General features: G+C 70.9%; 24 protein-coding genes and 1 pseudogene. 21 read left to right on the top strand and 4 right to left on the bottom strand.

What is annotated here, in order from left to right:
• Positions 1–35 precede the first annotated feature (35 nt).
• From QRX50_RS25035 to QRX50_RS24990, 10 genes are all read left to right on the top strand, one after another.
• Positions 36–1,046 carry an Lrp/AsnC family transcriptional regulator gene (locus QRX50_RS25035; protein WP_285965623.1) on the top strand — a complete coding sequence of 337 codons (1,011 nt, stop codon included), beginning with the start codon at positions 36–38 and terminating at the stop codon, positions 1,044–1,046.
• The gene (locus QRX50_RS25030; protein WP_285965622.1) at positions 1,043–1,939 is read left to right on the top strand and encodes a polysaccharide deacetylase family protein; all 897 of its coding nucleotides are present in this window, start codon (positions 1,043–1,045) and stop codon (positions 1,937–1,939) included. The genes QRX50_RS25035 and QRX50_RS25030 overlap by 4 nt, the downstream gene beginning before the upstream one ends.
• Entirely contained in the window at positions 1,936–3,234 is a 1,299-nt protein-coding gene (locus QRX50_RS25025) for an MFS transporter (RefSeq protein WP_285965621.1), read from the top strand. Before QRX50_RS25030 ends, QRX50_RS25025 begins: the two co-directional genes overlap by 4 nt.
• On the top strand, positions 3,235–4,038 hold the full coding sequence (locus QRX50_RS25020) for an SDR family NAD(P)-dependent oxidoreductase (RefSeq protein WP_285965620.1): 804 nt from the start codon (positions 3,235–3,237) through the stop codon (positions 4,036–4,038).
• Positions 4,031–5,026 carry a ketopantoate reductase family protein gene (locus QRX50_RS25015; protein WP_285965619.1) on the top strand — a complete coding sequence of 332 codons (996 nt, stop codon included), beginning with the start codon at positions 4,031–4,033 and terminating at the stop codon, positions 5,024–5,026. The genes QRX50_RS25020 and QRX50_RS25015 overlap by 8 nt, the downstream gene beginning before the upstream one ends.
• Positions 5,023–6,174 carry a M20 family metallopeptidase gene (locus QRX50_RS25010; protein WP_285965618.1) on the top strand — a complete coding sequence of 384 codons (1,152 nt, stop codon included), beginning with the start codon at positions 5,023–5,025 and terminating at the stop codon, positions 6,172–6,174. Before QRX50_RS25015 ends, QRX50_RS25010 begins: the two co-directional genes overlap by 4 nt.
• Positions 6,175–6,282: 108 nt before the next feature.
• Positions 6,283–6,705, top strand: a complete 423-nt coding sequence (locus tag QRX50_RS25005) for a hypothetical protein (protein WP_285965617.1) — start codon at positions 6,283–6,285, stop codon at positions 6,703–6,705.
• Positions 6,702–6,890 (top strand): hypothetical protein, encoded by a 189-nt coding sequence (locus QRX50_RS25000; protein WP_285965616.1) that lies wholly within the window; start codon positions 6,702–6,704, stop codon positions 6,888–6,890. The genes QRX50_RS25005 and QRX50_RS25000 overlap by 4 nt, the downstream gene beginning before the upstream one ends.
• A 51-nt stretch (positions 6,891–6,941) precedes the next feature.
• Complete coding sequence (locus QRX50_RS24995) at positions 6,942–7,628, top strand: response regulator transcription factor (protein WP_285965615.1); 687 nt, start codon at positions 6,942–6,944, stop codon at positions 7,626–7,628.
• Positions 7,625–9,007 (top strand): HAMP domain-containing sensor histidine kinase, encoded by a 1,383-nt coding sequence (locus tag QRX50_RS24990; protein ID WP_285965614.1) that lies wholly within the window; start codon positions 7,625–7,627, stop codon positions 9,005–9,007. The genes QRX50_RS24995 and QRX50_RS24990 overlap by 4 nt, the downstream gene beginning before the upstream one ends.
• Here QRX50_RS24990 and QRX50_RS24985 read toward each other — a convergent pair.
• Positions 8,961–9,164 carry an ester cyclase gene (locus tag QRX50_RS24985; protein WP_285965613.1) on the bottom strand — a complete coding sequence of 68 codons (204 nt, stop codon included), beginning with the start codon at positions 9,162–9,164 and terminating at the stop codon, positions 8,961–8,963. The genes QRX50_RS24990 and QRX50_RS24985 overlap by 47 nt on opposite strands.
• Positions 9,165–9,394: 230 nt before the next feature.
• Between QRX50_RS24985 and QRX50_RS24980 the strand changes: the two genes are divergently transcribed.
• The 7 genes from QRX50_RS24980 (at position 9,395) to QRX50_RS24950 (ending at position 15,499) form a co-directional block, all read left to right on the top strand.
• Positions 9,395–9,535 carry a hypothetical protein gene (locus tag QRX50_RS24980; RefSeq protein ID WP_285965612.1) on the top strand — a complete coding sequence of 47 codons (141 nt, stop codon included), beginning with the start codon at positions 9,395–9,397 and terminating at the stop codon, positions 9,533–9,535.
• Between the two features lie 69 nt (positions 9,536–9,604).
• Entirely contained in the window at positions 9,605–10,513 is a 909-nt protein-coding gene (locus tag QRX50_RS24975) for a LysR family transcriptional regulator (protein WP_285965611.1), read from the top strand.
• A 125-nt stretch (positions 10,514–10,638) separates the two neighbouring features.
• Positions 10,639–11,799 carry a CaiB/BaiF CoA transferase family protein gene (locus QRX50_RS24970; RefSeq protein WP_285965610.1) on the top strand — a complete coding sequence of 387 codons (1,161 nt, stop codon included), beginning with the start codon at positions 10,639–10,641 and terminating at the stop codon, positions 11,797–11,799.
• 29 nt (positions 11,800–11,828) lie between these two features.
• Positions 11,829–12,593, top strand: a complete 765-nt coding sequence (locus QRX50_RS24965; protein WP_285965609.1) for a crotonase/enoyl-CoA hydratase family protein — start codon at positions 11,829–11,831, stop codon at positions 12,591–12,593.
• A gap of 5 nt (positions 12,594–12,598) precedes the next feature.
• Positions 12,599–13,345 (top strand): acetoacetate decarboxylase, encoded by a 747-nt coding sequence (locus tag QRX50_RS24960; RefSeq protein ID WP_285965608.1) that lies wholly within the window; start codon positions 12,599–12,601, stop codon positions 13,343–13,345.
• On the top strand, positions 13,342–14,301 hold the full coding sequence (locus tag QRX50_RS24955; RefSeq protein WP_285965607.1) for a 3-hydroxyacyl-CoA dehydrogenase NAD-binding domain-containing protein: 960 nt from the start codon (positions 13,342–13,344) through the stop codon (positions 14,299–14,301). The genes QRX50_RS24960 and QRX50_RS24955 overlap by 4 nt, the downstream gene beginning before the upstream one ends.
• A 1-nt stretch (position 14,302) precedes the next feature.
• Positions 14,303–15,499, top strand: a complete 1,197-nt coding sequence (locus QRX50_RS24950) for an acyl-CoA dehydrogenase family protein (RefSeq protein ID WP_285965606.1) — start codon at positions 14,303–14,305, stop codon at positions 15,497–15,499.
• Between the two features lie 12 nt (positions 15,500–15,511).
• Here QRX50_RS24950 and QRX50_RS24945 read toward each other — a convergent pair whose 3' ends face one another.
• Complete coding sequence (locus tag QRX50_RS24945; RefSeq protein ID WP_285965605.1) at positions 15,512–16,753, bottom strand: LCP family protein; 1,242 nt, start codon at positions 16,751–16,753, stop codon at positions 15,512–15,514.
• A gap of 194 nt (positions 16,754–16,947) precedes the next feature.
• The gene (dprE2, locus tag QRX50_RS24940; RefSeq protein ID WP_285974318.1) at positions 16,948–17,691 is read right to left on the bottom strand and encodes a decaprenylphospho-beta-D-erythro-pentofuranosid-2-ulose 2-reductase; all 744 of its coding nucleotides are present in this window, start codon (positions 17,689–17,691) and stop codon (positions 16,948–16,950) included.
• A gap of 101 nt (positions 17,692–17,792) precedes the next feature.
• On the opposite strand from dprE2, the gene QRX50_RS24935 reads away from it, so the two are divergent.
• The 3 genes from QRX50_RS24935 to QRX50_RS24925 all read left to right on the top strand — a co-directional run bounded on the left by QRX50_RS24935 (position 17,793) and on the right by QRX50_RS24925 (position 21,083).
• Entirely contained in the window at positions 17,793–18,401 is a 609-nt protein-coding gene (locus QRX50_RS24935; protein WP_285974317.1) for a TetR/AcrR family transcriptional regulator, read from the top strand.
• Between the two features lie 129 nt (positions 18,402–18,530).
• Positions 18,531–20,045, top strand: coding sequence for an MDR family MFS transporter (locus QRX50_RS24930; protein WP_491700792.1), 1,515 nt, complete (start codon positions 18,531–18,533; stop codon positions 20,043–20,045).
• A gap of 15 nt (positions 20,046–20,060) precedes the next feature.
• Positions 20,061–21,083: an RNA polymerase subunit sigma-70 gene (locus QRX50_RS24925; RefSeq protein ID WP_285974315.1), complete on the top strand. Its 1,023-nt coding sequence runs from the start codon at positions 20,061–20,063 to the stop codon at positions 21,081–21,083.
• A gap of 119 nt (positions 21,084–21,202) precedes the next feature.
• On the opposite strand, the gene QRX50_RS24920 is transcribed toward QRX50_RS24925, so the two are convergent.
• Positions 21,203–21,472: a WhiB family transcriptional regulator gene (locus tag QRX50_RS24920; RefSeq protein ID WP_285974314.1), complete on the bottom strand. Its 270-nt coding sequence runs from the start codon at positions 21,470–21,472 to the stop codon at positions 21,203–21,205.
• A 272-nt stretch (positions 21,473–21,744) separates the two neighbouring features.
• On the opposite strand from QRX50_RS24920, the pseudogene QRX50_RS49710 reads away from it, so the two are divergent.
• A pseudogene (locus QRX50_RS49710) lies at positions 21,745–22,209 on the top strand (RNA polymerase sigma factor); the annotation flags it as partial.
• Between the last annotated feature and the right edge of the window lie 65 nt (positions 22,210–22,274).

The following is a 22,274-nucleotide window of genomic DNA, read 5'->3' as shown; positions in this document are numbered from 1 at the left end:
TTGACTTGACGTTTTCCTGCATCCACGATGCAGGCATGCCCGACGACGTCAAAGTCAGCGATCTCGACCGGCGCATCGTCGCCGCGCTGCAGCTCAACGGGCGCGCGTCGTGGGGCGCGATCGCCCGGCACGTGGGCACGAGCGAGTCCACCGTGCTGCGCCGTGCCGGCCAGCTGACGGAATCCGGCCAGCTGCGCGTGATCGGCGTGGTCGACGTGCTGCGCTGCGGCCTCGGCGTGCCGGTGCTGGCGCGGCTGCGATGCCGGCCGGGCACCGCGGCCGCCGTCGCCGAGGAGCTGGCCGCGCGGCCCGAGGTCCGCTACGCCACCGTGCTCGCCGGCAGCGCCGACTGCTCCGCCGAGTTCGTGCTCCCGACCTACCGCGACATCGCCCGTCTGCAGGGCGATTTCCCCGCCGCCGACAACGTCCGCGACGCCGAGACCTTCGCGGTGATGCGCACGTTCACCTCCAACCACGACTGGAACTCCGGCGAGCTCAGCGCGGAAGCGGCGGCCGAGCTGCGCGGCGGCGAGGTGCGCCCGTTCGAGGAACAGCACTGGGAACGCCCGCCGGAGCAGCTCGACGAGCTGGACCTCGCGATCAGCGCCGCGCTCGGCGAAGACGGCCGGCTCTCGTTCAAAGAGGTCTCCCGCCAGGTCGGCACGAGCGAGTCCACCGTCGCGCGCCGCGTCGACTCCCTCGTACGCCGCGGCTGCCTGCGGTTCCGCACGCTCGCCGAGCCCGCGATGTTCGGCTACGCGCTGGAGTTCATGCTCTGGCTCTCGGTCGTCCCGGCCGAGCTCGACCGCGCCGGGCAGCAGCTCGCCGCGCACGCGGGCACCAAGTACCTCAGCGCCACGACCGGCCGCTTCAACCTCGTCGGCCAGATCGTGCTGCGCCACTACGGCGAGCTCTACCGTCACACCACCGACGTCGTCGGCGCCCTGCCGGGCCTGCGGGAAGCCGACGTGACCCTGCAGGTATCGACCCTCAAACGCGCCTGGTCGCCCACGCCCGCGGCCACAGCAACCTGGGAGGAAGCATGACCGAACAACCGTGGCTCTGGGACGAGAAGACGTGGCGGGGGCACGTCGAGCACGTCCGCGCCGGCCGGTCGCTGCGCCCGGCTTCGTGGCCGGGCGGCGCGAAGGTGGCCGTGGCGCTGTCGTTCGACTCCGACCACGAGACGCCCGCCCTGCGTGACGGCGAAGTGCTGCCCGGCAAGCTCGCGCAAGGCGAGTACGGCGCCCGCGTCGGCGTGCCGCGTCTGCTCAAGCTGCTGGACCGCTTCGGCGCGCCCGCGTCCTTCTTCGTCCCCGCCGTGTCGGCGCTGCTGCACGACGGCGAGGTCAAGTCCTATGTGGACGCCGGGCACGAGGTGGCCCTGCACGGCTGGATCCACGAACGCAACACCGCGCTCACGGAGACCGAGGAGCGTGACCTCGCCTTCCGCGCCGCCGACGTGCTGGAACGCCTCACCGGCACCCGTCCGGTCGGCATCCGCACGCCGTCGTGGGACTTCTCGGCCCACACGCTCACCATCACGCGCGAGCTCGGCCTGAAGTACGACTCCTCGCTGATGGCCGACGACGACTGCTACGAGCTGATCGAGAATGGCGAGCCCACCGGCATCGTCGAGCTGCCCGTGGAGTGGATCCGCGACGACGCGCCGTATTTCATGATGGACCGCTTCGCCTCGCTGCGGCCGTATACGCCGCCACGCGGGGTGCTCTCGATCTGGCGCGACGAGTTCGACGCCGCGTACGCCGAAGGCGGGCTCTTCCAGCTCACCATGCACCCGCACATCATCGGCCACCGCTCGCGCGTCGCGATCCTCACCGAGCTGCTCGACCACATCAGCGGCCACGACGGCGTGTGGTTCGCCACCCACGCCCAGGTCGTCGACCACGTCCTCACCAGCGGGGAGGCCCACCCATGACCACGGTCCCGTCCACTTCGGACACCTCCGTCGCCACCCATCGGCTCAACCCGCAGCAGCGCAAGGCGATCGTCGCCGGCGCCATCGGCAACACCGTAGAATGGGTCGACTGGGCGGTGTACGCCACGTTCTCCCCCGTGTTCGCCGGCCAGTTCTTCGCCGGCGGCAACGAAACCACGGCCCTGCTGTCCACGTTGGCCGTGTTCGCGGTCGGTTTCGTGATGCGCCCGATCGGCGGCGCGGTGCTCGGCGCCTACGCCGACCGGCGTGGCCGCAAGAAGGGCCTCACGCTCACCATCTCGCTGATGGCGGGCGCGTCGATCGTGATCGCGGTCTGCCCCACCTACACCCAGATCGGCGTCGGCGCTCCGATCGTGCTGCTGCTGGCACGGCTCGTGCAGGGCTTCTCGGCGGGCGGCGAGTTCGGTTCGTCGTCGGCGTTCCTCATCGAGTCGGCCGCCACCGGGCGCCGCGCGTTCGCCGGATCCTGGCAACAGGTCTCCGTCGGTGCCGGCTCGCTCATCGCCGCCCTGCTGGGCACCATCCTCAACTCGACGCTGTCCGACTCCGACCTGCACGGCTGGGGCTGGCGGCTCGCGTTCGGCGTCGCCGGGCTGCTGGGCCTGGTCGGCCTGTGGCTGCGCCGCTCGGTGCACGAGACGGAGGCGTTCGGCAAGATCACCGCCAAGCCGCGCCGCAACCCCGTCGTCGCCATGTTCCGCGACCACCCGGGTGCGGCGCTGCGCGTGGCCGGCGTGACGATCGCCGGCACGCTCATCTACTACGTGTGGGTCAGCTACATGCCGGCCTATGCCCACCTCGCCACCGGCATCCCGCTCAAGACGGCGCTGCTGGCCAACACGCTGGCCATGCTCGTGTTCATCTGCCTGCTGCCCTTCGGCGGCCTGCTGTCCGACCGCATCGGCCGCAAGCCCACGACGACGGCGTTCGCGGCCGGGTTCGTGATCTTCGCGTGGCCCGCGTTCCACTTCCTGGCCAACGGGTTCTGGAGCGTGTTCGTGATCGAGCTCATCGGGCTCGTGCTGATCGTCGGTTACTCGGCCAACTGCGCCGTGATCATGGCCGAGCAGTTCCCGCCCGAGGTGCGCACCACCGGCATCGGGCTGCCCTACGCGCTGGCCGTCGCCGTGTTCGGCGGCACCGCGCCGTACATCACGACCTGGCTCAACGCCAACCACCACGGTGACCTCGTGTGGATCTACGTCGCCGTCGCCGCGCTGATCGGCGTCGCCGTGTACCTCACGATGCCCGAGACGAAGGGAAAACAGCTCTAGATGCGTACTGTCCTGGTGACCGGCGCCGCCGGCGGGATCGGGGCCGCGATCGCGGCCCGCTTCGCCGCCGCGGGCGACCGGCTGGCGTGCGCGGACCTGCGTCCGGCCGAACTGTCCACAGTGGCCGAAAAGCTGCGCGCCGACCACGGCGCGGCTGTGACCGAGCTGCCCGGCGACCTCGCCGACGCCGCCTACGCCGAAGGCCTGGTGGACGCGGCCGGCGCGGTCGACGTGCTGGTCAACGCCGCCGGCATCTACCCCGCCACGCGGCTGCTCGACATGACGGCGCAGCGGTGGGACCGCGTGCAGGACGTGAACGTGCGAGCCGCGGTGCTGACTACCGTCGCGTTCGGACGCAAGCACGTGGCCGCCGGCACCGCCGGCACGGTCGTGAACATCTCCTCCGGCGCCGCCACTCGCGCGCGCCCCGGCGCCTCGCACTACGCGACGTCGAAGGCCGCGCTGGAGATGGCGACCAAGGCGTGCGCCGTGGAACTCGGCCCGCACGGCATCCGCGTCAACGCCGTGAGCCCCGGGTTCGTCACGGTCGACAGCGAAGCCAACCCCGTGACCGAGGCCTACGCGGCGGCCGTGTCGGTGAACCCGCTCGGCCGCCGCGGCGCGCCGGGTGAGATCGCCGGCGCCGTGTTCTGGCTGGCCGGCCCGGAGGCCGGGTGGATCACCGGCACGGTGCTGCGCGTCGACGGCGGCTCGACCGCGGGTGCGGCGGGCCTGCCGTTGCACTGGTCCGGCGAAACGGCGGTCCAAGAAGGCATGCCGCAGAAGGGAACCACGCATGTCTGAACGCTCGTACACGGTGGTCGGTGGCGGCGCGATCGGCGGCACGCTGGCGTTCCACCTCGCGAAAGCCGGGCACCCGGTGGTGGTCGTCGACGCGGACGCGGCCCACGTGGCCGCGATCAGCTCGCAGGGACTCACCCTGGTGCGGCCCGAAGGCACGGAGCGCGTCGACCTCCCGGCGTTCGTCCCCGACGAGGCGCCGCCGGAGCTGGGCCGCGTGCTGCTCGCGGTGAAAGCCCAGGCCACTGAGCACGCCATGCAGTGGCTCGAACCACGCCTCGCGGCCGACGGGTTCGTGGTATCGCTGCAGAACGGGCTCAACGAGCAGCTCATCGCCTCGTTCGTCGGCGCCGGGCGCACGGTGGGCGCGTTCGTGAACCTCTTCGCCGACGTCGCCGAGCCCGGCGTGGTGCGCGACGGCGGGGCCGGCGCCCTGGTCGTCGGCGAGCCCGACGGCCGGATCAGCGGCCGCGTCGAGGAGGTCGTGGCCGACCTGCAGGCGTGGGGCCCGGCGAAGGCGACCGCCAACGTCGAGGGTTACCTGTGGGCCAAGCTCGGGTTCGGCGCGATGCTGACCACGACCGCGCTGGCCGACGCGCCGATGGCCGACCTCATCGACCGGCACCGGCCGCTGATGCACGCTCTCGCGGCCGAGGTGTTCGCCGCGGCAGGCTCGCGCGTGCTGGAGCCGTTCGACCAGTTCGACCCGGCCGTGTACCTGCCGGGAGCCGACGGGCGGGAAGCGGCGACGGACCGGCTCGTGGCCTGGCTGCGCTCGCAGCCGAAGGACCGCAGCGGGATCTGGCGCGACATCGCCGTGCGCCACCGTCCGGTGGAGGTCTTCCACCACTACGCGCCGGTGCTCGATGAAGCCGCCGCGCTGGGGATCGGCCTGCCGCTGCTGAAAGCCGTGCTCAAGCGCCTGGGCGACGTCGAGGCCGGCACCGCGATGTCCGAGGACCACCTCACCGAACTGGAGGCACACCTGTGACCGGGATCCGGGAGCTGCACGAGTGGGTGCGCGCGCACCGCGACGACCTGCTCGCCGACCTCGCCGAGTACGTCGGCATCGAGACTCCCAGTGACGACAAGGAAAGTCTCACCCGCGGACTGTCCTGGGTGGACGAATGGCTGCGTACCCGGCTGGGCGAGCCGGCCGCCGTACGCGAAGTCGACGGCGGCCGCCACGGCGACATCAAGGTCTACGACTACCCCGGCGCCGGCGAGCAGCCCGTGCTCCTGCTCTGCCACTACGACACCGTGTGGCCGCTGGGCACGCTCGCCGAGTGGCCGTTCACCGTCGACGGCGACCGCGCGACCGGGCCGGGGATCTTCGACATGAAGTCGGGCCTGGTCCACGCCGTGTGGGCGCTGCGGGCGCTCGACGCCGCCGGTCTGCCGCGCCCGGCGATCCGCCTGGTCCTCAACGGCGACGAGGAGCTCGGCAGCCCCGCCTCGCGGCCGACGATCGAGGAGGCGGCCGCGGGCACTCGCGCGACCCTGGTGTTCGAGGCGAGCGCCGACGGTGCCGTGAAGACCTCGCGCAAGGGCGTGGGCCTGTTCCAGGTGCACGCGAAAGGCGTGGAGTCGCACGCGGGCCTCGACCCGACGAAGGGCGCGAGCGCGATCGACGAGCTGGCCCGGGCGATCCTGGCGCTGCACGCGCTGACCGACCTCGACGCCGGGACCACCGTGAACGTCGGCGTGATCTCCGGCGGCAGCAGGCAGAACGTGATCGCGGGGTCGGCCCGCGGCGAGATCGACGTGCGTGTGTCCAGCGCAGCCGAAGCCGCCCGCATCGACGCGGGCGTCGCCGCCATCACGGCCCACGACCCGCGTGCCACCGTGGTGGTGGAGGGCGGCTGGAACCGGCCCGTCATGGAACGTTCGGAGAGCATCGCACGGCTCTACGAGCTCGCCCGCGACCTCGCGGCCGAGCTCGGCGTGACCCTGCGCGAATGCTCCGTCGGCGGCGCCAGCGACGGCAACTTCGTGGCCGCCCTGGGCCACCCGGTCCTCGACGGCTTCGGCGCCGTCGGCGACGGTGCCCACGCGCGCCACGAGCACATCAGCGTCGAGGGCATGCTCGAACGCACGGCGCTCGCGGCCGCGGTCCTGCACCGGCTCGGCGCGGAGTAGGCCCGGGCTTTACGAAGCCCGAACATTCGCCCCACACCCCTCGTACACCGGGACGAGAAGGTACTGCGTGTACCCGGAACTCACCGGTCACGAGAGGGAGAACGAACGATGCGAGTTACCACCTGGACCCGGCGGCTGGCGTTGGCGGGCGGCGGTGTCGCGGCCGGGCTGCTGGTCGTGACACCGCTGGCTGTGGCGGACACCACGGCTCCCCCGGCGCCGCCGTCGGTGGCCCCGATCACGCTCAGCCCCGCGGAATCGCAGCAGGTCTGCGGCGACTGGGTGCCCAAGCTGCAGAAGCGCGCGCAGAACCTGACCGACCGCATCAACGGTGGCGCCGAGATCGCCGGCTCCGTCGCGAACCTCAAGGCGCGCGCGGCCGACCAGAAGGCCAAGGGCCACACCGCGGCCGCCGACCGCTTGCAGAAACGCGCGGACAAGCGTCAGAGCCGCATCAGCCAGCTCGGCGACGCGAAGGGCAAACTCGACGCCTTCGCCTCGGCCCACTGCAAGCCCGCGGGCACGAAGTGAGGGCGGCCCGGCTCGCGGCCGCGATCGGGGCGGCCGCGCTCCTGGCCCTCGGGTGCACCGCCTGCGACGGCGGCGACTCGGCGGCCCCGTCCGGCGGGGGCTCGCAGGCGACGAGTGAGCTCAACGGCATCCAGTCGACACTGGACAGCATCGAGTCGGACATGGCGGGCGACGGCTCACCCTGAGCCGCGTAGCCTCTCGGGCGACGTTGGCGGAGAGGGAGAACGGGAGCCCGCATGGGGTCAGCCGGGCGGGGCCTCGTCCTGGTCGTCGAGGACGAGGCCGCGATTGCCGAGCTCGCGGCGATGTACCTGCGGCGCGACGGGTTCGGCGTGCACGTGGAGTCGGACGGTGCGGCCGCGCTGGGGGCCGTCCGGCGGCTCAAGCCGGTAGCCGTGGTGCTCGACATCGGACTGTCCGGAATGGACGGGATCGAGATCTGCAAGGCGTTGCGTGCGGCCGGCGACTGGACGCCGGTCCTGTTCGTCACCGCGCGCGACGACGAGCTCGACCGGCTGCTCGGCCTGGAGATCGGCGCCGACGACTACCTCACCAAACCGTTCAGCCCACGCGAGCTCGCCGCGCGCGTGCGCACGGTGCTGCGCCGCGCGTCCGGGGGTACGCCGGCCGCGGAGACGTTCGAGTGCGGCGGCGCGCGCGTGGACGTGACGAGCCGGCGGGCGTGGGCGGGAGAGCAGGAGATCACGCTGACGTCCACGGAGTTCGACCTGCTCACCCACCTCGTGCGCCACCCCGGCCGGGTGCTCTCGCGCGACCAGCTGCTGTCCGCCGTGTGGGGCTACGCGGCCGCGGCGGGCACGCGCACGGTCGACGTGCACGTGGCTCAGCTGCGCGCGAAACTCGGTGCGCACAGTCCGATCAGGACGGTTCGCGGCATCGGCTACGCGGCGGACGCCGGATGAGAGGCACGCTCGCGCTGCGCATCACGGTCGTGTGCCTGGCGGTGGCCGGGATCGCCGTGATCGTCTCAGGCCTGGTGGCGACGCGGCTCGTGCGCACGACCGCCGACACCGTGCTGCAGCAGTCGCTGAAAGCCCAGGCCGACGTGGTCGCGACCCAGCTCGACGACACCGGCATCGGCAACCGCCTCGGCGTCAGCAAGGTCGCCGACGTGGTGCGTGGCCAGGGCATCGCCGTGGTCGTGCGGCGTCCCGGGGGCCAGGACGTGGGCGACGCGACGTCGACCCGCGTGGCCGAACGCGCCGGGCTCGCGTCGGGGACCAACCAGTCGGACCGGGTGATCGTGGACGGGCAGCAGTACCTCGTGGAAGTCCGGGCCGTCGGCCCGCGCGCGGCGGCGTTCGCGCTGGTCCAGCCCGCGCGCAGCGGCGAGGCGACGCAACGCGCGCTGGTCCGCAACATCGCGCTGGCGCTGGGCATCGGGCTGCTGGTGGCGGCCGTCGCCGGGTACGCGTCCGGACGGCTGCTCGGCCGGCCCCTGCGGAAGGCGGCGGCCGCGGCGGTCAGCCTGCGCACCGGCCGGCGCGACGTGCGCGTGCCGGTGGAAGGACCCGTCGAGGTCGCCGAGGTCGCGGGCTCGCTCAACGAACTGGCCGACGCCCTGGCCCACAGCGAGGCGCGCCAGCGGGAGTTCCTGCTGTCGGTGTCCCACGAGCTGCGCACCCCGCTCACCGCGGTGACCGGCTTCGCCGAAGCCCTCGCCGACGGCGTCGCCGAGGGTCCCGACGCGCGCCGCGCGGGCGAGACCATCCACCGCGAGGCTCAGCGGCTCGAACGCCTGGTGAGCGACCTGCTCGAACTCGCCCGCCTCGGCGCCGACGAGTTCCGTCTCGACCTCGCGACGCTCGACCTGGCCGCGCTCGTCGGCGACCGCGCGCAGGTCTGGCAGCTGCGCTGCGAACGCGAAAACGTGCCTCTGTACGTCGATTCGCCCGCCGCCCCGGTGCTCGTCACCGCCGACGCGCGGCGCCTGCAACAGGTGGTCGACGGCCTCGCGGAAAACGCCCTGCGCGTGACCCCGGCCGGCGCGCCGATGGTGTTCTCCCTGGTCGTGGACCAGGGGCACGCGCACCTCGCGGTGCGCGACGGCGGACCCGGCCTCGCGCCGGAGGACTACGCCGTGGCCTTCGAGCGCGGCGTGCTGAACAAGCGCTACCGCGACCACCGCCCCGTCGGCTCCGGCATCGGCCTGGCCCTGGTCCACGGCCTGGTCGAGCGCATGGGCGGCGCGCTCCGGGCCGGACCCGCCCCCGAAGGTGGCGCCGCGTTCACGATCACCCTCCCGCTCGCAGCTGCGCCGCCCGGTCCGTCACGTCCATGATCGCCCAGTGCTCGACGATCCGCCCGTCGTGCACCCGAACCATGTCCATGCTGGTCACGGCGTACGACCGGCCGGTGGAGACCTGAGTGCCGGTGCTCGTGTAGCGGTTCTCGGAGAACTCGCCGTCGCTCACGTTCTGCTCGACGCGCACCGCCATACCGCCACTTCCCCCGGCGGCGCGACTTGCTCGCGGCGGTCTACGCCGAAGAGGTCGAAACGCTCAGGGCCGAGGGCCAGGCCCTGCTCGCACACCGGGGACCCCTAGGCCGCGCTGTTCACGTGGCTCGGGCTCTTCCTCGACCACGTCCGGGACAAAGCGACCTCGCACTGTCCATAACGGACGATCCCGGCGGCGACCGCGAGGAGCTATTCGCCCGCTGGCACGCGGTGATCACCGACACAGCCACCTCCCTCACCACCCGCGCCGGCCTCGACGAGGACGTCGAGCCCCTCGACCTGCTGGTGCTCGTGACGGGAATCGCCTTGCCCGGTGCGGAAAACCCCGCACCGAACGGCTGCTGCGCGTGATCCGCCGAGGCAGCGCCGACACCCGGTCAGACCGGCGCCGGTCAAGCCCGCACGGGTTAAGCTCACGCCGTGGAAATGCTGCACCTGCGCTACTTCGTGGCCGTCGCCGAAGAGCTGAACTTCTCGGCGGCCGCGCGGCGGCTCCACATGGCCGCGTCGCCGTTGAGCCAGCGGATCAAGGACCTCGAGCACGAACTCGGCCAGAAGCTGTTCGACCGCAGCACCCACCACGTCACCCTCACCGCCGCGGGCACCGCGCTGCTGCCGATTGCGCGCGACGTGCTGGAGCAGGTGAACTCCATCCCGTGGCGGCTGCGCGAGGCGACGGAACCCCAGCGCAGCACCGTGTTCCTCGGCATGCCCGCGGGCGTGCACCCGGACCTGCGCGACCGCGTCACGGCGCTGGCCGAGCGGGTGCGCGAGCGGTTCGAGCTCAAGCGCTGGCCCGGCGCCAGCCCCGACCTCGTCGACGCCGTGCTCGACGGGCGGCTCGCGCTGACGCTGGCGCGCATGCCCGTGACCGATCCGGCGCTCGAAGCACTGCCGGCGATGTCCGAACGCCTCGGCGCCGTGGTGCCCGCCGACCAGTTCGCCGGCCGCCAGTCGGTGAGCCTGGCCGAGCTGTCCGGGTTCGCCTACCTCGCCGCACCCGAGGATTCCACGCCGGCGTATTTCGAACAGCTCGACCACCAATTGATGTCGCTGGGTATCAAGAAACGGCTCAAACTGGCGAACACCGGCTATTCGGGCGTCTCGGAAATCATTTCCTCCGGGCTGGCGTTTTCCATTTCCATGCTCGACGAGGCCAGCCCCATGCACCTCTACCGGCTCGAAAACGTCGCCGTGCTCCCCTTCACCGATTTCCAGCCCGAGCTGGAAACCAACCTGCTCTGGCGACGTGACCGGGGCGACAGCGGCGACCTGGCCGAGCTCGTCACCGCCGCGCGCGAGATCTTCGCCGAACCCCTGACCAGCTGAAACCGCGCAAGAATGGTGTGATCGCTGTGGTCATACCATTCTGCGCGACATGATCATTCCCTTTCTTCACCTGCGCTACTAACTTCGGTGGCAGAGCAAGAACAGCAGGTGCGAAAGGATCGAAGATGGACGAGCAGAACACCGCCACCGGACCGCTGGACGGGGTGCGCGTGATCGACCTCTCGACCGTGGTGATGGGCCCGTACGCGGCGCAGATCCTCGGTGACCTGGGCGCCGACGTGATCAAGATCGAGTCCCCCGCCGACACCGTCCGCGTGGGCCAGTACCGCACCACGCCGGGGATGACCTCGCTCAACCTCAACGTGAACCGCAACAAGCGCAGCGTCGCCCTGAACCTCAAGGACGCCGGCGAGCGCGAGCAGGCGCTGACGCTGATCGGCACCGCCGACGTGCTGATCACCAACATGCGCCCCGGCGCTCTGGCGCGGCTCGGCCTGGACTACGCCGAGGTCGCGAAGCGCAACCCGGGCCTGATCTACGCCCACGCGCAGGGCTTCCGCAGTGACTCCGACCGTGCCGGCAACGCCGCTTACGACGAGACCGTGCAGGCCGCCTCGGGCCTGGTCGACATCGCCAACCGCGCGATCGGCAAGCCGGTCTACCTGCCGACCATCCTGGGCGACAAGGTTTCGTCGCTGACGATCGTCTACACCGTGCTCGCCGCGCTGCACCACCGCGACCGCACCGGCGCCGGCCAGCAGATCGAGATCCCGATGACCGACACGCTCATCGCGTTCAACCTCGTGGAGCACCTCGCCGGGCACGTGTTCGAGCCGGCGCAGGGCCCGACGGGCTTCCCGCTGTCGATGTCGCAGGGCCACCGCGCGGCGCCGACGAAGGACGGCCTCGCCTGCGTGATCCCCTACAACCCGCAGAACTTCCGCGACTTCTTCGCCGCCGCCGGCCGCGCCGACCTGGTCGAGGACCGGCGTGTGAACGGCGAGGCGATCGACAACGCCGACGTCGACGCCCTCGCGGAGCTCATCGACGAGTGCGCCCCCGCGCTCACCACCGCCGAATGGGCCGAGGTCTGCGCCAAGCACAGCATCCCGTTCGCGCCCGTCCTCGAACTGGACCGCGCCCACGAAGACGAATACGTGCGTGAAGGCCACCTGCTCGACACCGTCGAGCACCCGACCGAGGGCACCATCCGCACGGTCGGCATCCCGGTGCGCTTCTCCGCCACGCCCGGCTCGATCCGCCGCCCGGCCCCGGTCGCCGGCCAGGACACCGCCGAAGTCCTCGCGGAACTCGCGAACCGCTGAACCTACAGTCGCAGAAAAGAAGTGACGTCATGACCACCGAAGTGCGCACCGAGCGGATCGGCACCACGCTGCTGATCACGATCGATCGCCCGCAGACCCGCAACGCCGTGAACGCGGCCGTCGCGGCCGGGCTGGCGGAAGCGCTGGACACCCTGGAGGGCGACCCGACGCTGCGGGCGGGTGTCCTCACCGGCGCCGAAGGCACCTTCAGCGCCGGCATGGACCTCAAGGCCGCGCTGGCCGGCGACAGCCCGGAGATCCCGGGCCGCGGGTTCGGCGGGCTGACCGAGGCCGAGCTGACCAAGCCGTTGATCGCCGCGGTCGAAGGTTGGGCCATGGGCGGCGGGTTCGAACTCGCGCTGGGCTGCGACCTGATCGTGGCCGGTGAAGACGCGAAGTTCGGGCTGCCCGAGGTGAAACGCGGCCTGGTCGCCGCGGGCGGCGGCGTGATCCGCCTGCCGAAGCGGCTCCCCCACCACCTCGCGATGGAGCTGCTGCTGACGGGTGAGCCGATCACCGGCCGCCGGGCCGGTGAGCTCGGCCTGGCCAATCGCGTGGTCACGGCCGGCGAAGCGACCGCCGTCGCGCTGCAGCTGGCCGAGCTGGTGGCGCAGAACGCGCCGATCGCGCTGGCCGCGGTGAAGAAGATCGTGCGCGCCGCCGGCGGGACTCCCGAGCCCGAGGCGTTCGCCGCGCAGCGTGAAGAACTCAAGACCCTGATGACCTCCGCCGACGTTCGCGAGGGCATGACCGCCTTCGCCGAGCGCCGCGCGCCCCAGTGGACCGGACGGTGACGACCATGAAGCAAGAAGACGTCGTGGCGCACGTGACCACGCCGCTCGTGAACCCCGCGTTCGCGCCGATGGTGCCGCGGTTCACCGACCGCGAGTACTTCAACATCGTCTACCGCACCGACCCCGAAGCCCTTCGTGCCGTCGTGCCGGAGCCGCTCGAGATCGAAGAACCGCTGGTGCGCTTCGAGGTCATGAAGATGGGCGACGTGAGCGGCTACGGCCCCTACACCGAGTCGGGCCAGGCCATCCCCGTCACCTTCGACGGCGAGCGCGGCGAGTACCTGCACGCGATGTACCTCGACAACTTCCCGGCCACCGCGTCGGGCCGCGAGGTCAGCGCCTACCCGAAGACCATCGGGGCGCCGAACCTCTATGTCGACAACGGCGCGCTCGTCGGCACGCTGGATTACGGCACGCTGCGCGTGGCCACCGCGACCATGGGCTACAAGCACTTCGCACTGGACCCGGCCGAGGCGAAGGCCCAGATCACCGTGCCGACGTTCATGCTGAAGATCATCCCCGGCTACGACGGCGCGCCCCGCGTGATGGAGCTCGTCCGCACCGAGATCACCGACGTCGTCGTCAAGGCGGCCTGGACCGGCCCCGCGCGGCTGCAGCTGTTCGAGCACGTGCTGGCGCCGCTGGCCGACCTTCCGGTGCGCGAGATCGTCTCCGCGAGCCACATCCTCACCGACCTGACCCTCGCCCCCGTCACGCCGGTCCACGACTACCTGAAGGGAGCACAGCGATGAGCACCGAATTCCGCAGTGTTGCCGAGTTCCACAGTGCAGCCGTGATCGGAGCCGGCACCATCGGCCTGTCCTGGACCGCGCTGTTCGCCGGCCACGGCCTCACCGTCAAGGTCACCGACCCGCGCCCCGACCTCGCCGAGGCCGTCGCGACCGCCTTGGCCGAGTTCACCCCGCACCTCGAGGCCCAGGGTCTGGACGTCGACGGAATCGCCCACCGCGTGCAGATCGCCGACGGGGTGGCCGACGCCGTGCGGGACGCCGACGTGGTGCAGGAGAACGGCCCGGAGAGCGTCGAGTTCAAAAAGGACCTGTTCGCCACGCTGGTGGCAGCCGCGCCGAAGCACGCGCTGCTGCTGAGCTCGTCGTCGGCAATCCCCTCGACCGCCTTCACCGGCGAGCTGGCCGACGCGAGCCGGATCCTCATCGGACACCCGTTCAACCCGCCGCACCTCATCCCGCTCGTGGAGGTCGTGCCCGGCGAGCGCACCGGTGAGGACGCAACGCAGGCGGCCGTCGACTTCTACACCTTCCTCGGCCGCGTGCCGGTGGTGGAGCGCAAGGAGATCCCCGGCTTCGTCGGCAACCGGCTGCAGAACGCGCTGAGCCGCGAGGCGATCTACCTGGTCGAGCAGGGTGTGGTGACACCCGAGAACCTCGACAAGGTGATGACCAACTCGCTCGGCATCCGCTGGGCCACGGTCGGGCCGTTCCTCGGCTCGCACCTGGGCGGCGGTCCCGGCGGCTACCGGCACATGGCCCAGCACATCGGCCCGTCGATGAAGAAGATGTGGGCCGGCCTCGGGCAGCCCGCACAGACCCCGGAAGAAACCGAACGGCTCGTCGAAGCCGTCGAAAAGGCTTACGGCTCCTCCACGTACTCGGAACTCGCCGAGGCGCGCGACCGCAAGCAGCTCGCTGTCCTGTCCGCACTGGACAGCACCAAGGAGGAGAACTGACATGGCCACCACCACTCTTGAAGACCAGCTCGTCGCCGACTTCTACGACTACGAGACGCTGCTGAGCGACGAAGAGCGCAAACTCCTGCTCAAGGCCCGCAGCTTCATGCGCGACGAGGTCAAGCCGCTGGTGAACGAGAACTGGGCCGCCGGCACCTTCCCGAAGGAGCTCATCGCGAAGTTCCGCGCGAGCGGACTCGCGGGCCTGCCGTACGAGGGCTACGGCGAGCACCGCGCCGCCACCAGCCACCTGCTCACCGGCATGATGGCCATGGAGATGAGCCGCACCGACGCCTCGGTCGCCACGTTCTTCGGTGTCCACAACGGACTCGCGATGTACTCGATCTACTCGGGCGGCAGCCAGGAGCAGCGCGACCGCTGGCTTCCCGAGATGGCCGCGATGGACAAGATCGGCGCGTTCGCGATGACCGAGCCGCTCGGTGGGTCCGATGTGGCCGGCGGCATGCGCACCACCGCCGAGAAAGACGGCGACTCCTGGATCCTCAATGGGGCCAAGCGCTGGATCGGCAACGCGACCTTCGCCGACTACGTGGTGGTCTGGGCGCGCGACGTCGACGACAACAACGTCAAGGGCTTCGTCGTCGAGAAGGGGACGCCGGGCTTCTCACCCGTGAAGATCGAGAACAAGATCGCGTTCCGCATCGTCGAGAACGCCGAGATCACCCTCACCGACGTGCGCGTGCCGGAGGCGAATCGCCTGCAGGGCATCGACTCCTTCCGCGACGTCGCGGAGATCCTGCGCGCCACCCGCGGCGGCGTCGCGTGGCAGGCGCTGGGCGTGATGATCGGCGCCTACGAGCTCGCGCTGGACTACGCGAAGGAGCGCAAGCAGTTCGGCCGTCCGATCGCGCGGTTCCAGCTGGTGCAGGACCTGCTCGTGAAGAGCCTCGGCAACATCACCGCGTCGTGGGGCATGCTCGTGCAGCTGGCCCGCCTGCAGGACGCGGGGATCTTCAAGGACGAGCACTCCTCGCTCGCGAAGGCGTTCGTCACCTCGCGGATGCGCGAGGTCGTCGCCTGGGGCCGCGAGATCTTCGGCGGCAACGGCATCGTGCTCGACCACGACATCGCACGGTTCTTCGCCGACGCGGAGGCCATCTACTCCTTCGAGGGCACCCGCGAGATGAACACGCTGATCGTGGGCAAGGCGATCACGGGGCAGAGCGCCTTCGTATGACCGAGCGCCTGGTCAGTTCACACAGCCGGTGGCGTTCGACGTCACCGGCTGTTGTGGCGTTCCGGCGGTGGAGGTGCCCGAGGGTGGGTTCACCGACTTCGTGACGGCGATCGGGCGCACACCACCGTGGCTGCCCGGTGTGGTGGGAGTCTCCGTCTTGCGGGTTCCGCCGGAGGCCGACACCGAAGACGAGCTCAGCTGGTCCTGCACGAACGTCTTGACCTGCTCCGGGTCCACCTTCACCGCGTCGCCGTCCGACGGTGTGGCCAGCGAAAGGCTCTGCACCGGGATCGTGACGAAGCCGATGGTGCCGGAGCTGATGCCGTGCAGCTGCTGGGCGAAACTCAGCACGTCCCAGCCCTTGTCGAGCACCACCGAACCCTGCAGCGCGTCGACGAGCGCCGACAGCTTGTCCGGGCTGGTCAGCGTGCCGGAGCCGAGCACGTTCTTCGCCATGCCGGCCAGGAACGCCTGCTGGCGCGCGATCCGGTCGAGGTCACCGCCTGCCAGGCCGTGGCGCTGCCGCACGAACGCCAGCGCCTGAGCGCCGGACAGCGTCTGCGGACCCGCCGCGAAGTTCGCACCGGAGTAGGTGTCGTGCACCGGGTTGTTCAGGCACACCTGCACGCCGCCGACGGCCTGGCTCAGCGCCGCGAACCCGGCGAGGTTCACCGCCGCGTAGTGGTTGATCGTGAGCCCGGTGAGCTTCTCGACGGTGGCGATCGCGGACTTCGCGCCCTCGGCATCGGCGGCCACCTCGAGCTGCGGCCCGCTGAGCCCCTGGCCCGACAGGTGCGAACGCGCGGACGCCCGCGCCCGGCTGTACGCCGAGTTGATCTTGTGCTTGCCGTAGCCCGGGACGTCCACATAGGAGTCACGCGGAATGGAGATCGCCGTGGCGGCCGCGCCGCCCGCCGGCAGGTGGACCACGATCATCGTGTCGGTGGTGCTGCCCCCGTCTTCGCCGCTGCCGGCGTGCAACGAGTCGAGCACGTTCTGTGGCAACGGGTTCCCGTTGGAGTCGGTGCGCGAGTCGAGTCCGACCAGGAGGATGTTCTGCGCCACCTGCAGCGGTTGTCCGGTCGGTGTCTCGGGAACCTGCGCCGCGGGCGGGATGACGTCAGCCGTGACGATCCCGGTGTCGAGCCGGTGCAGCTGCGACCACGCGTACCCGGTGGCACCCAGCACCAGCGTCGACACCACGCCCAGCACGACACGGCCGCCGATCCGGCGGCTCCGGGACGTGAGCAGCACGACAGAATCCCCTTGCTTCCCCGAAAGAGCCCGAGCGGGCCTGTCTTCGAGGATCACCGCGTTAGCTGGGAATAGCCTGAGAATCCTGTCGCAAAGATGTGATGATGCCCGTTCGGCCGACCCGCACTGGGCCGAAAGTGAGCTGTGCCACGGGGTTTCGCGACACCGCGTGGCAGTTCGGGCACGGGGAGCGCTCAGCGCGGCATTCGCCGCCACACCGCGCGCGGCAGCAGGCGCATCACCGCGAAGACCGGACGGAGCACTCCCGGCACCCAGACGACTGCGCGCTGTCGCCGCAGCGCCGCCACGGTCGCGTCGGCCACCTGGTCGGGCGTGCTGGAGAACGGTGCCGGTGACATGCCCTCGGTCATGCGGCCGATCACGAAGCCGGGCCGTACGAGCAGCAGGTGCACGCCGGTGCCGTGCAGCGCGTCGGCCAGCCCGCAGGCGAAGCCGTCGAGGCCGGCCTTGGCCGAGCCGTAGACGTAGTTGGCGCGCCGCACGCGGACGCCGGCGACGGAGGAGAACACGACGAGGCTGCCCGAGCCCTGCGCTCGCAGCAGTTCCGCCGTGTGGGTGAGCACGGCCACCTGGGCGACGTAGTCGGTGTGCACGATGGCCGCGGCATGCTCGGCGTCGGTCTCCGCGCGGGCCTGGTCGCCGAGGATGCCGAAGGCGAGCACGACGACGTCCAGCGGACCGTGCTCGGCGACGACGCGATCGAGGAAGGGCCGGTGCCGGGCCAGGTCGTCGGCGTCGAACCCGGCGGTCTCGACCACCTCGGCACCGGCCGCGCGCAGCGTCGTGACCTGTTCACTCAGATCGGCGCCCGGGCGCGCGGCCAGCACGAACCGCTTCGCCCCGCCCGCGGCCAGCCGCTGCGCGACCGCCGTCCCGATCTCGCTGCGTCCGCCCAGCACCAGCACCGTTCCGCTCACGCGCGGGAGTCTGCCAGCCCGGTGTCAGGCCCGCCCGCGGTGGCCTGTTTCATAAACTGCAACTTTGCAGATTGTGAAAGTTCCGCGCTACGCTCGTTCGCGTGTCCGCCCCCGGCCTGCGCGAGCGCAAGAAGCTCGAAACCCACCGCACGCTCTCGACCGCCGCCGTGCGGCTCGTCGGCGAACGCGGTCTGGACCACGTGACGGTGGAGGACATCGCGGCGGAAGCGGGGGTTTCCGCGCGCACCTTCTTCAACTACTTCGCGTCCAAAGAGGACGCCGTGGTGATCGCGCACGCCGACCACCGGGAACGCAGCCTGCGGCTGATCGAGCGGCTCGCCGCGGCGGAACCGGCTCTCGGCACCCTCGAGGCAATGGTCGCGAGCATGCGGGAGGACCTGGCGGAGATCGACGAGAACCGCGACGAATGGCTCACCCGCATCCGGATCATCAAGGAGAACCCGGGACTGACGCTGCGCGCCATGTCGCTCAACTCCGACGTCGTCGAACCGGCGGTCGCCGCCATCGCGAAGCGCAGCGGAACCGACCCGGCGACGGACCTGTACCCGTCGTTACTGCTGTCGGCGTTCGGCAGCGCGCTGAACGCCTCGTTGATGTTCTGGCGCGAGCTCGGGGGCTCACGTCCGCTGCTGGACCTGGTCGACGAAGCGGCGGCCACACTGGCCGCCGGGCTCGCCGACCCGCACTGACCCGAACCGCCCTGACCCGAACCGGGCCGCACTCTTCTCGACCGAAATCCCACCCCACCCACCCGAGCACTCCGAGGGGATCTCTCCATGACCGTGTCCGAAACCGAGGCGCCCGCAGCCTCGGGCGCGATGAGCCGGCAGCAGGTGCTGCAGGCGATGTCGGGGCTGATGATGGGCATCTTCGTCGCCATCCTCGCCTCCACCGTGGTCGCCAACGCGCTGCCGCGGATCGTGTCCGAGCTGGGCGGCTCGCAGTCGTCCTACACGTGGGTGGTGACCACGGAGCTGCTCGCGATGACGGCGACGGTTCCGCTGTGGGGCAAGCTTTCCGACCTCTACAACAAGAAGCTGCTGATCCAGCTGTCGCTCGGGCTGTTCGTGGTGGGCTCGCTGGTGGCCGGTTTCGCGCCGAACATCGAGCTGCTCATCGTCAGCCGGGTGGCGCAGGGCATCGGCGGCGGTGGCCTCACGGCGCTGGCGCAGGTGATCATGGCGGCGATCGTGTCGCCGCGTGAGCTCGGCAAGTTCTCCGGCATCTTCGGCGCCGTGTTCGCCGTGGGCACCGTGGCCGGGCCGCTGATCGGCGGCGTGCTCGTGGACACCTCGTGGCTCGGCTGGCGCTGGTGCTTCTTCCTCGGCGTGCCGTTCGCGCTCGCCGCGATCCTGCTGCTGCAGCGCACGCTGAAGCTGCCGACGATCCGGCGCGAGGCGCACGTGGACTGGGTCGGGGCGTTCCTGATCATGCTCGGGGTGTCCACTTTGCTCGTGTGGTCGTCGCTGGCCGGCTCGACGTTCGCGTGGGGCTCCTGGCAGACCGGTGTGCTCGTGCCGGTCGGCGTCGTGGTGCTGGCGGTCGCGGTGTTCGTGGAGACGAAGGTGCGCGAGCCGATCATCCCGCTGCGCCTGTTCCGCAACCGCACGGTCTCGCTGACCACGATCGCGAGCTTCTTCGTGGGTGTCGCGATGTTCGGCGGCACGGTGTTCCTGTCGCAGTACTTCCAGCTCTCGCTCGGCAAGTCGCCGACGGTCGCCGGCCTGATGAGCCTGCCGATGATCTTCGGGCTGCTGGTGTCCTCGACCGTGTCGGGTCAGCTGATCAGCCGCACCGGGCGGTGGAAGGGCCACCTGATCCTGGGTGCCGTGCTGCTGACCGCGGGCCTCGGGCTGCTCGGGCTCATCGACGCGCACACCAGCGTGCTGGAGCTGAGCCTGTTCATGCTCGTGCTGGGTGTCGGCGTCGGCATGCTGATGCAGAACCTGGTGCTGGTGACGCAGAACGACGTGCCTGCCCAGGACCTGGGCGCGGCGACCTCCACGTTGTCGTTCTTCCGCAGCCTCGGCGGCTCGATCGGCGTCAGCGCGCTGGGCGCGGTGCTGGCCAACCGGGTCACGGCGCTGATCACCGAGGGCCTCGGCCCGATGCCGGGGATGAGCGGCGGCGGCAGCGAGACGGTGCCGAACCTGGCCGACCTGCCCGCGCCGATCGCGAACGTGATCCGCGAGGCCTACGGCACCGCGACGAGCGACCTGTTCCTCATCGCCGCGCCGATCGCGCTGCTCGTGGTGGTGGCGGTGGCGTTCCTCAAGCACCTGCCGCTGAAGACCCAGAGCGGCCTCGAGCGGCTCGCGGAGGAAGCCGCCTGAGCTACGGTTCTCCGCGTGGACGACGACTTCGGCACGCTCCTCGAACGGCACCGCCGGGAGATCCGGGTGCACTGCTACCGGATGAGCGGTTCGTTCGAGGAAGCCGAGGACCTCACGCAGGAGGCGTTCCTGCGGGCGTGGAAGGGCCGGGGCGGGTTCGAGGGCCGGGCGAGCGTGCGGACGTGGCTGTACCGCATCGCCACCAACGTGTGCCTCGACGCCCTGGCCCGCCGGCCTCGTCGCGTCCTGCCGGACGAGCTGGGCGCGGCCGCCGACCCGGCCGGCACCCCGGCGGCGCTCGACGTGCCCTGGCTCGGCCCGATCCCCGACGCACTGCTCGACACCGCTTTGATCGACACCGCGGCGCCGGACGACACCGGCGCCGCGGTCGTCGAGCGCGAGACGATCGAGCTCGCGTTCCTCGCCGCCATCCAGCACCTGCCGCCCCGGCAGCGCGCGGCATTGGTCTTGCGCGACGTGCTGGACTGGTCGGCCAAGGACACGGCGGCGGTGCTGGAGACGTCGGTGGCGTCGGCGAACAGCGCGTTACAGCGCGCTCGCGAAACCCTGCGTACACACTTGCCCGCGCGGCGTGCCGACTGGGCTTCCGCGGGGGCGACCACGGCCGAGGAAGCCGAGTTGCTGCGCCGGTTCATCGCCGCGTACGAAGCGGGCGATCCGAACGCGGTGGCGGAACTGCTGCGTGAGGACGCGCGGGCCGTGATGCCGCCGTACCCGCTCTGGTTCGACAGCCGGGAGCGGATCATCGCCGCGCTGCGCACGAGTATGGACCCGGAGTCACCGTTTTTCACGGGCCGGTTCCGCATGGTCGCGGTACGGGCCAATCGGCAGCCCGCCGTGGCCACGTGGGTCTGCCGACCCGGCGCGAGTGGGTCCCGGCCCGGCGAGAGTGTGTTCCGCCGCTTCGGAGTCAGTGTGCTCACGGTCGAGAGCGGATTGGTCACGGCGATCGCCGCGTTCGAAACGCCGTCGTTCGCACCGTTCGGATTACCCGAGACACTCATCCTGATGAACTGAGGAAAGAAAAGACCCGGGTGGTGACCTGGATCAGGTCACCACCCGGGCACAAGCCGGTCCCCGTGGGGATTTCCGGGAAAGTCTCGCCTTCGCCTCCGGGAATGGTCACCGGCACGCGGTCAGGCGGCTTGATGCCGTTCGGCGGCGGAGCGGGTGCGGACCAGCTTGCGGCGCTCCAGCTCGGTGGTTCCCCCGAAGATGCCGTTGTCCAGCCCGTTGTCCAGGGCGTAGGAAAGGCACGCTTCGCGAACCGGGCAGCGCGCGCAGACCGCCTTGGCCTCGCCGACCTGACGGGCTCCGGGGCCGACGTCCGAAATCGGGAAGAACAGTTCCGGATCCTCGTCCTGGCAGGCTGCGCGGGACAGCCAGCCGGTGCTCGTGAGTTCCATTGTTGCGTTTCACCTCCTGTCGAACATTGTCTTTTCTCGGTCAACCGACTTCTCCGGGCGCACGGCGCAGCACAACTCACAAGGAGCTGTACAACTCGGGTGACGCTCGGTGGGCTTCGGCCGACCCCGCCGGCACCCCAATGAGGGCGGCCCGCGGACGACCGAAGTTCCAACTTACCACCGATGGCGGTTGTTCCTAAGAGTTACGGGCCCAGCTCACACTGATCTTTTGTTGTTCCAGGAGAGGTACCCACGCGATCTCGTCGTCACACGTGGTGCCGACATCGAATCGTTACACCTGGCGCCGTCCTCACCGCACCTGTTCCTACGGCAGCGCGGACAGGACAGGGGTGGGCGTGGACGAGTTCGACGGGTTCTTCCGCGCCGAGTTCCCGCCCCTGGTGGCCTTCGGCTGCAAGCTGGGCCTGGACCCGGCGGCGGCACGCGAGGCCGCCGTGGACGCGCTGCTGCAGGAGGCGCAGGTGTGGCCGCCGCCGGACGATCCGCGCGCGCGGGTGCGCCTGGCCGTACGGGGGTTCGCCGGGGAGCAGGTTCCGGCGGACGACGGTCTGACGGCGCTCGTCGAGCGGAACGCCCTGGGGGTCGAGCTGCTCGCGACGCTGCCGGACACGCAGCGCACCGTGCTGGCGTGGTCGCTCGACGGGTTCGCCCCGGCCGCCATCGGGACCGCCCTCGGGATGCCCGCCAGCACGGCGCGCTCGAACCTGCGCCACGCGCGGGAAAGGCTGAACCGCCGGGTGTCCTCGTGGCCTGATCTGCCGGTTCTACCGGCTTCACCGGC

Origin of the sequence: Amycolatopsis sp. 2-15, from assembly GCF_030285625.1 — a bacterium.
Classification (GTDB): Bacteria; Actinomycetota; Actinomycetes; order Mycobacteriales; family Pseudonocardiaceae; genus Amycolatopsis; species Amycolatopsis carbonis.
The sequence above is the reverse complement of the archived record's forward strand: the minus strand, read 5'-3'. Positions and strand labels throughout refer to the sequence as shown.